This window comes from Streptomyces griseiscabiei (assembly GCF_020010925.1).
In the GTDB taxonomy this organism is placed as follows: domain Bacteria; phylum Actinomycetota; class Actinomycetes; order Streptomycetales; family Streptomycetaceae; genus Streptomyces; species Streptomyces griseiscabiei.
The window spans coordinates 2,928,706-2,941,650 of sequence record NZ_JAGJBZ010000001.1; the positions used below are offsets into that span (position 1 = coordinate 2,928,706).

Sequence of the window (12,945 nt, forward strand, 5' to 3'; positions counted from 1 at the left end):
GTCTCATTCTCCGGCTCGTCCGTCCCCGCTGGCTTCGTGCGCCGCCCGCGCCGCGTCGAGGATGCCGGGCAGCGCCTGGAGGAGGGCGTCCACCTCCACGTCACCGATATTGAGCGCCGGCATCAGCCGTACGACATCGGGGGCGGGCGCGTTCACCAGGAAACCGGCGTCCTGAGCGGCCTGTTGCGCCAGGGGCGCGAGTGGCTCGGTGAGCACGATACCCAGCAGCAGGCCCGCGCCACGGACATGGTCGATCATCGGGTCGCCGAGGGACTCGATTCCGTTCCGCAGCTTCTCGCTCTGCCGCTTGACGTTCTCCAGCAGCCCTTCCGCCCGGATGGTCTCCAGAACGGCGAGTCCGGCGGCGCAGGCGACCGGGTTGCCCCCGAAGGTCGTCCCGTGGTGTCCGGGCTGGAGCAGGTCGGCGGCGCGGCCGAAGGCGACGGTCGCGGCGAGCGGCAGTCCGCCGCCGATGCCCTTGGCGAGGGTGACGACGTCCGGCAGGACGCCCTCGTGCGCCTGGTACTCGAACCAGTGGCCGGTCCGGCCGATGCCGGTCTGCACCTCGTCGAGGACCAGCAGCGAGCCGGTGGCGGCCGTGATGGCGCGCGCGGCCTTGAGATAGCCGGGCGGCGGGACGACGACGCCCTTCTCGCCCTGGACGGGCTCGATGATGACGAGGGCGGTCTCCTCGGTGACCGCGGCGGCCAGGGCCTGCGCGTCGCCGTAGGGGACGTGGGTGACGTCGCCGGGCAGCGGGTGGAAGCCGGTCTGCTTGCCGGGCTGCCCGGTGAGGGCGAGGGCGCCCATGGTGCGGCCGTGGAAGGCGCCCTGGGTGGCGACCATATGGGTCCGCCCGGTCAGCCGGCCGATCTTGAAGGCGCCCTCGTTGGCCTCGGCGCCCGAGTTGCAGAAGAAGACCTTGCCGTCGCGCCCGAAGTGCTCCAGGAGCCGTTCGGCGAGGGCGACGGGCGGCTCGGCGACGAACAGGTTGGAGACATGGCCGAGGGAGGCGATCTGGTTGCTGACGGCCTCGACGATCGCCGGGTGGGCGTGGCCGAGGGCGTTGACCGCGATACCGCCGACGTAGTCGACGTACTCCTTGCCGTCGGCGTCCCACACCCGGGAGCCCGTGCCGCGGACCAGGGAGAGCTTCGGGGTGCCGTAGTTGTTCATGAGCGAGCCCTGCCAGCGCCGGGTCAGCTCGGTGTTCGCGGTCATGCGGCGTCCCCCTCTTGGTCGGCGTCGGGCACGACCATCGTGCCGATGCCCTCGTCGGTGAAGATCTCCAGCAGGATCGAGTGCTGGACCCGGCCGTCGATGACGCGGGCCGTCTGCACGCCGTTGCACACGGCGTGCAGGCAGCCCTGCATCTTCGGCACCATGCCGGAGGACAACTCCGGCAGCAGTTTCTCCAGTTGGGAAGCGGTGAGGCGGCTGATCACCTCGTCGCTGTGCGGCCAGTCCTCATAGAGACCTTCGACGTCCGTGAGGACCATGAGCGTCTCGGCGCCCAGAGCAGCAGCGAGTGCCGCAGCCGCCGTATCAGCATTGACGTTGTAGACATGTCCGTCGTCCTGGCTACGGGCGATCGAGGAGACGACCGGGATGCGGCCGTCGGCGAGCAGTGCCTCGATCGCGCCCGTGTCGATCGAGGTGATCTCGCCCACCCGCCCGATGTCGACCAACTCGCCGTCGATCTCGGGCTGGTGCTTGGTGGCGGTGATGGTGTGCGCGTCCTCGCCGGTCAGTCCGACGGCGAGCGGTCCGTGCTGGTTGAGCAGCCCGACCAGCTCACGCTGCACCTGTCCGGCGAGCACCATGCGTACGACGTCCATGGCGTCCTCGGTGGTGACGCGCAGACCCGCCTTGAACTCGCTGACGATGCCGTGCCGGTCGAGGGCGGCGCTGATCTGCGGGCCGCCGCCGTGCACGACGACGACGTTGAGGCCGGCGTGCCGCAGGAAGACGACGTCCTGGGCGAAGGCGGCCTTGAGGTCCTCGTCGATCATGGCGTTGCCGCCGAACTTGATGACGACCGTCCTGCCGTTGTGACGGGTCAGCCAGGGCAGCGCCTCGATGAGGATCTGCGCCTTGGGGAGAGCGGTGTGCTTCCGCGTGGTGCTCATGAGGAGTAGGCGCTGTTCTCGTGGACGTAGTCGGCGGTGAGGTCGTTGGTCCAGATGGTGGCGGTCTCGGACCCGGCGGCGAGGTCGGCGACGATGTGCACCTCGCGGTAGCGCATGTCGACCTGGTCGCGGTCCTCGCCGACGCCGCCGTTCTTGCAGACCCAGACGCCGTTGATGGCGACGTTGAGCCGGTCGGCCTCGAAGGCGGCGGACGTGGTGCCGATGGCGGACAGGACGCGGCCCCAGTTGGGGTCCTCGCCGTGCAGGGCGCACTTGAGGAGGTTGTTGCGGGCGATGGAGCGGCCCACCTCGACGGCGTCGTCCTCGGTCGCGGCGTTCACGACCTCGATCCTGATGTCCTTGCTGGCGCCCTCGGCGTCCCGGATCAGCTGCTGTCCGAGGTCGTCGCAGACCTGGCGTACGGCTTCCGCGAACTCGGCGTGGTCCGGGGCGACTTCGGAGGCGCCGGAGGCGAGCAGCAGCACGGTGTCGTTGGTGGACATGCAGCCGTCGGAGTCGACGCGGTCGAAGGTGGTGCGGGTGGCGGCCCGCAGGGCACCGTCGAGCACGTCGCTGTCCAGGTCGGCGTCGGTGGTGAGGACGACGAGCATGGTGGCGAGGCCGGGGGCGAGCATGCCCGCGCCCTTCGCCATACCGCCGACCGTCCAGCCGTCCTTGGTCACGACGGACGTCTTGTGCACGGTGTCGGTGGTCTTGATGGCGATGGCGGCCTTCTCGCCGCCGTGCTCGGAGAGCTGCGCGGCGGCCTTCTCCACCCCGGGGAGCAGCTTGTCCATGGGCAGGAGTACGCCGATGAGGCCGGTGGAGGCGACGGCGATCTCGCCCGCGCTGTGCCCGTCGAGGACCTCGGCGGCCTTCTCGGCGGTGGCGTGGGTGTCCTGGAAGCCCTTGGGGCCCGTACAGGCGTTGGCGCCACCGGAGTTGAGGACGACGGCGGAGACCCGGCCGCCCTTGAGGACCTGCTCGGACCACAGGACCGGCGCGGCTTTGACGCGGTTGGAGGTGAAGACGCCCGCGGCGGCGAGGCGGGGCCCGGTGTTGACCACGAGGGCCAGGTCCGGGTTGCCGTTCTCCTTGATTCCGGCGGCGATGCCCGCCGCCGTGAATCCCTTGGCTGCCGTCACGCTCACGGTGCGACTCCGATCGTGGAAAGCCCCGTCGTCTCGTCGAGTCCGAGGGCGATGTTCATGCTCTGGAGGGCGCCGCCGGCGGTGCCCTTGGTGAGGTTGTCGATGGCGCTGATCGCGATGATCCTGCCCGCGGCCTCGTCGAACGCAACCTGCACCTGAACCGCGTTGGAACCGTAGACGGACGCCGTGGCGGGCCACCGCCCCTCGGGCAGGAGGTGGACGAACGGCTCGTCGGCGAAGGCCTTCTCGTACGCGGCGCGCACGGACTCGGCGGTCACGCCGGGTCGGGCCTTGGCGCTGCATGTGGCGAGGATGCCGCGGGGCATGGGCGCGAGGGTCGGCGTGAAGGACACGGTGACCGGCTCACCGGCGACGCCGCCGAGGTTCTGCATCATCTCGGGGGTGTGCCGGTGGCCGCCGCCGACGCCGTACGGGGACATGGAGCCCATGACCTCGGAGCCCAGCAGATGCGGTTTGGCCGCCTTGCCCGCGCCGGAGGTGCCGGAGGCGGCGACGATCACGGCCTCGTGCTCGGCGAGGTCCGCCGCGTATGCCGGGAACAGGGCGAGGGTGACGGCCGTGGGGTAGCAACCGGGTACCGCGATGCGCTTGGACCCCTCCAGCGCGGCGCGGGCACCCGGCAGTTCGGGGAGGCCGTAGGGCCAGGTCCCGGCGTGCGGGGAGCCGTAGAACCGCTCCCAGTCGGCCGCGTCCCTCAGCCGGAAGTCGGCGCCCATGTCGACGACGAGCACCTCCGGGCCGAGCTGCTCGGCCACGGCGGCGGACTGCCCGTGCGGCAGCGCGAGGAACACGACATCATGTCCCGCGAGCACCTCGGCGGTCGTCTCCTCGAGCACCCGGTCGGCCAGCGGCAGCAGATGCGGCTGGAGTCCGCCCAGGCGTTGGCCCGCGTTGGAGTTGCCGGTCAGTGCACCGATCTCGACCTCGGGGTGCGCGAGCAGCAGGCGCAGCACTTCGCCGCCCGCGTAACCACTCGCTCCCGCCACCGCCACACGTACCGCCATGGAACCCTCCTCCTGGATGGCATGACTATACGTTTCGCTGCACGTTTATGCAATCTGTGGAGGGTGCCGTGCGCGGGCCGCCGACGTGCCCGGCGTTCAGGCGGGCTGGACCTCGTCGAAGAGGGCGAGGGCTTCGGCGGGGTCCGGGCTCACGAGGCGGTCCAGACCGGCTGTCGTGATCCTCGCCCATCTGCCGGCCCGTGACCACATCCGCTCCTCGTGGGCGCGGACCACGTCGTCCGGATCCCCGGGCGCGGCGGCGAGGGACTCGGCGAGTTCGGCGCCGTCCAGCATCGCGAGGTTCGCGCCCGCTCCCAAGGGGGGCATCAGATGGGCGGCGTCGCCCAGGAGTGTCACTCCGGGGACATGGGTCCAGGTGTGGGCGACGGGCAGGGCGTGGAAGGGGCGGTGGACGAAGGCGGCGCCGTGGCGGAGGAGGTCGAGGACGGGGGCGGCCCAGCCGTCGAACAGCGCGAGCAGGCCCGATCGCACGGCCTCGGCATCGGCCGGGTCCAGGCTCTCGTGCCAGTCCAGCGGCGCGCGGAACTTGGCGTACACCTTGACGTGGCCGCCGCTGTTGCGCTGGGCGACGAGGGAGCGGTTCACGCCGTACACGGCCACGGAACCGTCGCCGATCAGCCGGGCGAGGCCGGGATGGCGGGTGTCGACGTCGTCGAGGGAGGTCTCGACCGAGGTGACGCCGGTGTAGTGCGGTGTCGCCGCCGAGACCGCCGGGCGGACCCGGGACCAGGCACCGTCCGCACCGACGACGAGGTCGAACGTCTCCTGCCGCCCGTCCGTGAAGTGGACCCGTACGCCGTCCCCGGTTCCCGGCACCACCCGTGCCACGCCCTGCCCCCATCGGACGTCGAGCGGGCCGAGCAGCAGGTCACGGAGGTGCCGGCGGTCGATCTCGGGGTTGGCCCGGTCGTCCGGACCGGGTCGCCAGTCGCGCAGGACGGTCCCGTCCGGGTCCAGGATGCGCATGGCCTGCCCCTCGGGACGGGACAGCGCCTCGAACTCCGCCAGCAACCCCGCCTTCTCCAGCGCGAGTTGCCCCAGCCCCTCGTGGAGGTCCAAGGTGCCGCCCGGCGGACGGGCGTCGGGGGCGGGATCGCGCTCCAGGACGACGGCGGGAAGGCCGTGGCGGTGCAGGACGCGGGCGAAGGTGAGGCCGGCCGGACCGCTCCCGACCACGGCGATGCGGTGTCTCATGTCGATACACTGCATTGCTCCATGACAACGTATCGCAACAGTACGGTGGGGCCATGACTGTCTGGGACCGACCGGAGCCGCCGACCCGCCCCGTGCCGCTCGACCGGGAGCGGATCGTCGCCGCCGCCGTCGCGCTGGCCGACGAGGGCGGGCTGGAGGCGGTGTCACTGCGTAAGGTCGCCGCCCGGCTCGACGCCGGCCCGATGCGGCTGTACGGCTTCATCTCCACCAAGGAGGAGCTGTTCGACCTCATGGTGGACGAGGTCCAGGCCGAGATCCTCCCCGAGGAGCGGGCCGGCGACTGGCGAGAGGCACTGCGCGTCCTCGCCCACCGCACCAGAGAGACCGCTCTCCGGCATGAGTGGCTGGCCGACCTGCTCGGCAACCGCCCGACCCTGGGTCCGAACGGCCTCGCCGTGACCGAGGCCACGCTGGCCGCCCTCGACGGTCACGCCGACGTCGACACCGTCATGCGTGCCGTGGAGACCGTCGGCGCCTACTTCACCGGCGCCATCAGACGCGAGATCGCGCACCTGCGGGCCGAGCGCGCCACCGGCCTGTCCGAGCGCGACTGGCAGCGCGCCCACGGCCCCCATGTGACGAGAATGCTGGCCACGGGCCGCTTCCCGGCGCTGGCCAGGGCCGTGCACGACGGCACGGACGTGGACGCCGGGACCTCGTTCTCGACCGGCCTGGAGTGGGTCCTCGACGCCGTCGCCACGAAACTCGACCGGCCGCCGGTGTGAGAGTCAGGGGCGGCACGAGGCGTCCGTGCCATCGGTGCTTGCTTGTGACCGCTTCGGTGACCACCGCTGGGGCCGGCTCGCCCCGGTGTGCCGTCCCAGCAGTCGCGGCATCGCCGTGAGGGGGAGCGCGGGGTTGGCAGCCGCGGCCTGCGCCACCTGCTCGTCGGTGTCGGAGAGCAGTTCCACGACGATCGCCGGCGGGAGGGCCGAGTGAGCGGCGGCGAGGGGCCGTGCCCGGTCGTCCGTCAGACAGGACAGGAGCGCCGGGGCGGTCGCCCGGGGATGCCGGGCGACCTCGCGGAGCGCCTTCCGTACCGGTGGCCGGTGCCGGGCCACACGCTCCAGGAGCGCCGGGGTCGCGTCCGGATTGGCCGCCACCCCGGTGAGGACCTGGACGCCGAGCCGGTCGACCATGGCGTGCAGCCGGGTCTCGGAGAGGCCGGGGTGCGAGGCGACGGCGCTGACCACCTGGGCGTCGGGGTCGTCGGCCAGCGCGTCCCGGATCCCGGCCGGCAGATCACGCCGCCGGGCCAGGAGCATGCGTACGACGGCCTGCGGCGACCGCGCCAGCCCCTGGACCTCGGCCGCCGTCGCGGCGGCGATCCGGGACAGCGGTGTGCCGCCGGTCCTGGTGGTGGCCGCCAGGCCGGTGAGCACGTCGAGCGGGACCCTCGGGTGCTGCGCGACCCGGCGCCGTACGTCGGGATCCGGGTCGCCGGCCAGCACGCGGAGCGGGGTGCCGTCGACCGCCGGGTTCTCGGCGAGGTCGGCGCGGACCCCGGGCGCCGGGTCCACCGCGAGCCGTGCGTACGCCTCCGGGGGAAGACGGGGGTGGGTGGCGAGCGCCCGGCGCAGCGGTGTCGACGGGTGGTCGGTGAAGCGCACGGCCACCTCCGCCGGGGTGGCCGGGTTCGCCAGGGCGGCCCGCACCACGTCGTACGCGGTGGAGCCGTGGAAGTCGTCGCAAGGGTCGCCCGGGACCGGGCCCGACCCTGTGACGAGGGCCGCCAGGACCTCCGGGGGCGTCGCCTCGTTGTGCGCCACCGCGCGGCGGACCCCGGGATGCGGATGCCCGCCGAGCCGGGCGGCCACGTCCGGCCCGGCCCACAGGGCCAGTTCCGCGACGACCTCCGTGTCGGGGTCCGAGGCGAGGGTCTCCACCACGTCCGGGGGCAGGCCGGGGCAGGCGGCCAGCTTCTCGCGGTGCCGGACCACGGGGTCCGCCGCGAGGAGGCGAGCCCATCGCGGGTCGCCCCGGCCCTCGTCGAGCAGGGCCAGGGCGACGAGCGGTTGTGCCGTGGGGTCGACGTCCGCGGTGGTCAGCACGCCTTCGTACGCCAGGCGCACCCCCGCTCCCTCGTCCCGCGAGGCCAGCGCGACCGCCTGCGCCCGGCTGAGATCCGCGCGGCGGGCGAGGCAGAAGGCGAGATCGTCGAAGGCGAGATCGTCGAAGGCCGGATCGCCGGAGACGGCATTGGTGTCCGCCATCGCCACCTCGATCAGCCGGTCCAGCAGGCCGGACGGCAGCGCGGGATTGGCGGCGAGCCCGCACAGGAGAGAGTCCACGGAGGGCATCCTGCCCGGCCGCTCACCGAACGGCTCGTGGATTTTCGACGGTCAGGAACGCCGGTCGTCCGCCTCGGCCGCCCGCTCCGCGTTCCGCTTCTTGATGCGGGCGCCTTCCTTGCGGACCTCGGCCTGGGTGGCGCGCTCCTTGCGCAGCCACTCGGGGCCGTCCTGCTTCAGGGCCTCGATCTGCTCGGTGGTGAGGGCCTCGGTGACTCCGCCGCGGGCGAGCCCCGCGATGGAGACGCCCAGCTTCTCGGCGACCACGGGACGGGGGTGCGGGCCGTTGCGGCGCAGCTCCTCCAGCCAGGCGGGCGGGTCCGTCTGGAGCGCGGTCAGCTCGGCACGCGAGACGACGCCCTCCTGGAACTCCGCGGGGGTGGCCTGGAGGTACACACCCAGCTTCTTCGCCGCGGTGGCGGGCTTCATGGTCTGGGCGGTCTGGTGCGACGTCATGGGGTCAAGGGTATCGACCGTGCGCACGACCGCCGACCACGTCCCCGACCGGACCGCTGTCCGCGGCCCGTTAGCCTGGTCATGTGACAGGCTCGGATGCACCTTCTTCGTCCCCCTCGTTCCGGTTGGCGTACGTCCCGGGAGTGACCCCCACCAAGTGGGTGCGGATCTGGAACGAGCGGTTGCCCGACATCCCCCTGACCCTGCTCCAGGTGACGGCCACCGAGGCGTTCGGTGTGCTGCGCGACCGTGGCGCGGACGCCGGCTTCGTACGGCTGCCCGTGGACGACACCGACCTCAGCGCGATCCCCCTCTACACCGAGACCACCGTGGTCGTGATCCCCAAGGACCACGTCGTCGCGGCGGTCGAGGAGGTGACCTGCGAGGACCTGGCGGACGAGGTCGTCCTGCACCCGCTGGACGACACCCTCGGCTGGGAGCGCCCCCCGGGGGAGCCCGCGTTCGAGCGCCCCGCCACCACGGCGGACGCGATCGAGCTGGTGGCGGCCGGGATCGGGCTGCTCGTCGTGCCGCAGTCCCTCGCCCGGCTCCACCACCGCAAGGACCTCACCTACCGCCCGGTCACGGACGCCCCCGAGTCCCGCATCGCCCTCTCCTGGCCCCAGGACGCGACCACCGACCTGGTCGAGGACTTCATCGGCATCGTCCGGGGCCGCACGGTCAACAGCTCGCGGGGCCGCGCCAAGCCCGCGGAGGAGAAGAAGCCCCAACAGAAGCCCAAGCGCCCCACGACGAACACCCCCCGCCGCCAGCCCACGGCAGCCCGGGGCCAGCGGAACGCGAAGAGCGGCGGCAGGCCAGGAAAGCCCCGCCGCCGCTCCTGAGAAGCGCTTCGGGCCGCAGGCCCGCGAGGGGGTGCCCGGCTCACCAGGCCCAGGCACCCCCACCCTCACCGCTCCCTGATCCTCAGGAACGTCACCGAGTTCGCCGGGAACGTGTAGCTGAACTTCTCGGCCACCCCACTGAACGTGGACGTCACCGGCGCCACCGGCGTGGCCGTCTCCGTGTTCACCGCGTCGGGCGCGGCGGCCAGCGTGGTGACCCGCGCCTTGGAGCGGACGTCCGCGCCGCCGAGGTCGATCGCCGCCCGCGCGGCGACCCCCTGCGCGTTGACGACCTTGACGATCAGGTCACCGGTCTTGGCGTCCCGCGTCACGACCTGCCGGAACGGCTCCGCCGGCTTGTCGTCCTTGAAGCTCCCCCACTCCTTGCCGTCCAGCAGTAGGGTCACCTGCCGGCCGCGCACCTTGACCTCGACGTCGTACGTACGGCCCGTCTCGATCGTGCCCGGCTTGGAGATCAGCGAGGACTTGCCGCCGTCGACGGCCTGCTCGACCGCGCTGGTGGTGTTGTTCCAGCCGCCGAGGTTCCACCAGTAGAAGTTCCCGGTGTCCTTGACGCCGAAGGCGACGAGGAAGCCCTCCTTGCCGGCCTTCTTCGTGGCCTTCACCTTGAGGTCGTAGTCGTGCCAGGCGGTGTCACCGGCCGAGACCATGGTGTTCTCGGCGGCCACGTCGGTCTGGACGTACTGCCCGTCCTGGACGGTCCAGCTGCCCTTGCCGGTGTGGGTCCACTTCGAGGCGTCACCGCCGAAGTCGTCGCTGAGCAGGCTCGTGCCGTCCTCGGCCGTGACCGTCACATCGTCGTACGCCGCTGTCGTCGCCCAGGTGGAGAGGCCCACGGCGCCGGTGATCGGGCCGGTCAGCGCGGGTGTGCCGGTGGCCGTGGACGGGACCACGCGGTCTCCGACGTTGGTCATGAAGAGCTTCTGGGTCTCGTAGTTGGCGGAGTTCCACGAGGCGTGGTTGTTGAACCAGATCATGTCGGGGCTCCACTGCACATAGTCCTCGTTGGCGAGGAGCGGTGCGTAGGAGGCGAGTTTCACGATGTCGGCGTTGCGCTCCAGGCCGGTCATGAACGCGGCTTCGGAGAGGGCGTTCTTGAAGGCGTTGCCCTGGGAGGCGTACTCGCCGAGGAAGACCTTCGGACCGCTGCGGTCGTAGGAGTCGTAGCGGTCGTTGTTCTGGAGGAACCACTGGGGGCTGTTGTAGTAGTGCTCGTCGACCATGGCGACGTGTCCGTCGCGGTTCAGCTTCCAGGCGGTGTCGAAGGTGGTGCCCGTGTCGTCGGGGCCGGAGTTCGAGATCACCTTGATGTCCGGGTACTTCGCCGCGATGGCGGCCCGGAACTTCTGGAAGCGGGCGAAGAACTCGTTCGGCAGGTTCTCCTCGTTGCCGACGCCGAGGTGGGTGAGGTGGAAGGGCTCGGGGTGGCCCATCTGGGCCCGCTTCTTGCCCCACTCGCTGGTGACCGGCCCGTTGGCGAACTCGATGAGGTCCAGGGTGTCCTGGATGTGCCGCTGGAGGAGGGCCTCGTCGTCGGTGGCCTTGTTCTGGCCGCAGCCGGTGACGAGGGCGGGCACCACGGGCAGCGGCATGGCGCCGATGTCCTCGGAGAACTGGAAGTACTCGTAGTAGCCGAGGCCGTAACTCTGGTTGTAGCCCCAGAAGTTGGAATTGGTGGCGCGCTGCTCGACGGGGCCTATGGTGTCCTTCCACTGGTACGAGCGCTTGCGCTCCCAGTTGGAGGCCTCGCTGTAGTCCTGCATGGAGCCGGTGTTGACGAGGCAGCCGCCGGGGAAGCGGACGAAGCCCGGCTCCAGGGCGGCGATCTTCTCGGCGAGGTCCTTGCGCAGGCCGTTCTTGTGGCCCTTGTAGGTGTCGCGGGGGAAGAGGGACACCTCGTCGAGGGCGACGGCACCGGCGGAGGCGACGGTGAGACGGCCGTCGGAGCTGGTCCGTGTCGCCCTGAACGAGAACTTGTGCCTGGCCCAGCCGCCCTTGACCACGACCTGGCCGGCCTCGGCGAGCGGGCCGTCCGCGTCCTGGAGGGTGACGGTCAGTGACGTGCGGGCGTCGGCGCGCGCCCACACCGAGAAGTTGTACCTCTCGCCCTCCTCGACGTGGACACCGGTGTTGTAGCCGGCGTTGGTGACGGCCGAACCGGCGCCCAGGGAGAGGTAGTTGCGGTTGCGTTCGTTGAGGCGGCCGACGTCGTTCACGACCTGCGCGGTGCCGTCGACCGCCCATGAGGTGAGGGGGGTGTAGGCGCGGTTGTCGGCGGTCGAGTACTCGAAGGACCGGTTCTGCACGAGTTCGGCGTAGAGACCGCCGTCGGCGGCCCGGTTGATGTCCTCGAAGAAGACGCCGTACATCGTGTCGTCGATGTCCGCGCCCTTCGCGGACGGGTCGACGGTGATCGCGTAGTCGGTGACGTCCTCGGCGTGTGCGGGGGCCGGGACGGAGGCGGCGGCCACCAGGAAGGCGGTGGCGGTGAGGCCGAGTCTCCAACGGGTGCGGGTGCTGCGTGACATGGATACTCCGCGGCTCGGGGTGGGGGTCTGGAGCTATTCGAGATGTCGAACAATGATCAGCACTTCGAACGGCAAGATAGGGAGGCGACCCGGACAGCGTCAACGGGTCGCACAGCACCGAAAGTGTCGGAAGTGATCGGAGATGCGGGGCGGATGGGCGATTTCCTGCCGGTGCCCGATGTACTGGCCCATCTCGCTGGCCGCTGGCGCGTCCTGAGGTCCGTGCGGGATCTCGCCGGCGGTGCGGAAGGGGAGTTCTCCGGGACGACCGTCTTCGGCCCGCCGGACGACGACGGCGACGTCCGCGACCTCGACGGCGTCCGCGACCTCGGCGACCTCGGCGGCGGCCTGCTCCACCGGGAGGCCGGTACCTTCGTCTGGCAGGGCGTCCCGCGCCCCGCCGAACGCACCCTGCGTTTCCTGCCGGGCCCCGCCCCCGGCACGGCGGACGTCCGCTTCGCCGACGGCCGCCCGTTCCACGACCTGGATCTGACCACCGGCCACTGGCGCACGGACCACCCCTGCGTCGCCGACCTCTACCGGGGCGAGTTCGAGGTGTACGACGAGGACCGCTGGCGGACCACCTGGCGGGTCGGCGGCCCCGCGAAGGACCTGCTCCTGGTCACCGACCACACCCGCGAGCCCCCGGGCCGAGGCCGAGGGCCTACCGCGCGGCGCCCAGCCTGAGGTTCCAGCGGCCCGCGTGCCCCGCGACCGTGACCGTCGACAGGGGGCGGATGTCCATGTTCCAGTAGGACGAGGGCGGCGCCTTCAGCGCGAAGACCAGGGCGGCGCGCAGCACGGACGGCTCGGCCACGGCGACGATACGGCCGCCGTCGTCCGCCGGACGGGTGTCGAGCCAGCCGCCGATACGGGAGATGAAGCCGGTCAGCGACTCGCCGCCGTGCGGGGTGGCGTACGGGTCGGCGAGCCAGGCGTCGACGGCCGAGGGCTCCCGGGCCATGGCCTCGCCCAGGGTGAAGCCCCGCCAGCGGCCCATGTCGCAGTCCCGCAGCGCGGGCTGGGCCAGCGGCGCGTAGCCGAGGGCGTCACCCGTGGCCCGGCTGCGGGGCGTCGGCGAGCAGTAGCGCAGCTCGGCCGCCGCCAACGGCACCAGCTCATGGGCGGCGCGCTGCACTTCGTCCCATCCGGCCTGGTCCAGCGGCCGGTCGTCCTCGAAACGCTCCGCGAGCAGCGAGGAGCAGCGCGCGGCGGCGACGAACGTGACCCGAAGATGCATGCGGCGATGGTGGAACGGGGTTC

The 12,945-nt window shown here is 71.7% G+C and carries 12 protein-coding genes; 3 read left to right on the top strand and 9 right to left on the bottom strand.

Annotation, left to right across the window (positions count from 1 at the left end):
- Nucleotides 1–3 precede the first annotated feature (3 nt).
- The 5 genes from J8M51_RS12710 to J8M51_RS12730 form a co-directional block, all read right to left on the bottom strand.
- Complete coding sequence (locus tag J8M51_RS12710) at nucleotides 4–1,221, bottom strand: acetylornithine transaminase (protein ID WP_086759300.1); 1,218 nt, start codon at nucleotides 1,219–1,221, stop codon at nucleotides 4–6.
- Nucleotides 1,218–2,129, bottom strand: coding sequence for an acetylglutamate kinase (argB, locus tag J8M51_RS12715; protein WP_086759302.1), 912 nt, complete (start codon nucleotides 2,127–2,129; stop codon nucleotides 1,218–1,220). Before argB ends, J8M51_RS12710 begins: the two co-directional genes overlap by 4 nt.
- A complete protein-coding gene (gene argJ, locus J8M51_RS12720) occupies nucleotides 2,126–3,280 on the bottom strand; it encodes a bifunctional glutamate N-acetyltransferase/amino-acid acetyltransferase ArgJ (protein ID WP_086759304.1) in 1,155 nt (384 codons plus the stop codon). Before argJ ends, argB begins: the two co-directional genes overlap by 4 nt.
- A complete protein-coding gene (gene argC, locus J8M51_RS12725; RefSeq protein WP_086759306.1) occupies nucleotides 3,277–4,305 on the bottom strand; it encodes an N-acetyl-gamma-glutamyl-phosphate reductase in 1,029 nt (342 codons plus the stop codon). The genes argJ and argC overlap by 4 nt, the downstream gene beginning before the upstream one ends.
- 96 nt (nucleotides 4,306–4,401) lie before the next feature.
- Nucleotides 4,402–5,520 (bottom strand): FAD-dependent oxidoreductase, encoded by a 1,119-nt coding sequence (locus J8M51_RS12730; RefSeq protein WP_086759339.1) that lies wholly within the window; start codon nucleotides 5,518–5,520, stop codon nucleotides 4,402–4,404.
- Nucleotides 5,521–5,573: 53 nt separating this feature from the next.
- Between J8M51_RS12730 and J8M51_RS12735 the strand changes: the two genes are divergently transcribed.
- Nucleotides 5,574–6,266: a TetR/AcrR family transcriptional regulator gene (locus J8M51_RS12735; protein WP_086759308.1), complete on the top strand. Its 693-nt coding sequence runs from the start codon at nucleotides 5,574–5,576 to the stop codon at nucleotides 6,264–6,266.
- A 3-nt stretch (nucleotides 6,267–6,269) separates the two neighbouring features.
- Here the strand turns inward: J8M51_RS12735 and J8M51_RS12740 are convergent, their stop codons facing one another.
- Nucleotides 6,270–7,832, bottom strand: coding sequence for a DUF2336 domain-containing protein (locus J8M51_RS12740; RefSeq protein ID WP_256965607.1), 1,563 nt, complete (start codon nucleotides 7,830–7,832; stop codon nucleotides 6,270–6,272).
- Nucleotides 7,833–7,883: 51 nt separating this feature from the next.
- Nucleotides 7,884–8,288 (bottom strand): DUF5997 family protein, encoded by a 405-nt coding sequence (locus J8M51_RS12745; protein WP_086759310.1) that lies wholly within the window; start codon nucleotides 8,286–8,288, stop codon nucleotides 7,884–7,886.
- A gap of 83 nt (nucleotides 8,289–8,371) precedes the next feature.
- On the opposite strand from J8M51_RS12745, the gene J8M51_RS12750 reads away from it, so the two are divergent.
- Nucleotides 8,372–9,133, top strand: a complete 762-nt coding sequence (locus J8M51_RS12750) for a LysR family substrate-binding domain-containing protein (RefSeq protein ID WP_086759312.1) — start codon at nucleotides 8,372–8,374, stop codon at nucleotides 9,131–9,133.
- A 65-nt stretch (nucleotides 9,134–9,198) separates the two neighbouring features.
- Here the strand turns inward: J8M51_RS12750 and J8M51_RS12755 are convergent, their stop codons facing one another.
- Nucleotides 9,199–11,682, bottom strand: coding sequence for an alpha-L-arabinofuranosidase C-terminal domain-containing protein (locus J8M51_RS12755; protein ID WP_086759314.1), 2,484 nt, complete (start codon nucleotides 11,680–11,682; stop codon nucleotides 9,199–9,201).
- A 153-nt stretch (nucleotides 11,683–11,835) separates the two neighbouring features.
- Here J8M51_RS12755 and J8M51_RS12760 point away from each other — a divergent pair, with 153 nt between their 5' ends.
- Nucleotides 11,836–12,369 carry a DUF6314 family protein gene (locus J8M51_RS12760; RefSeq protein ID WP_086759316.1) on the top strand — a complete coding sequence of 178 codons (534 nt, stop codon included), beginning with the start codon at nucleotides 11,836–11,838 and terminating at the stop codon, nucleotides 12,367–12,369.
- On the opposite strand, the gene J8M51_RS12765 is transcribed toward J8M51_RS12760, so the two are convergent.
- Nucleotides 12,347–12,922 (bottom strand): histidine phosphatase family protein, encoded by a 576-nt coding sequence (locus J8M51_RS12765; RefSeq protein ID WP_086759318.1) that lies wholly within the window; start codon nucleotides 12,920–12,922, stop codon nucleotides 12,347–12,349. The two genes, J8M51_RS12760 and J8M51_RS12765, sit on opposite strands and share 23 nt — an antisense overlap.
- Nucleotides 12,923–12,945: the final 23 nt, after the last annotated feature.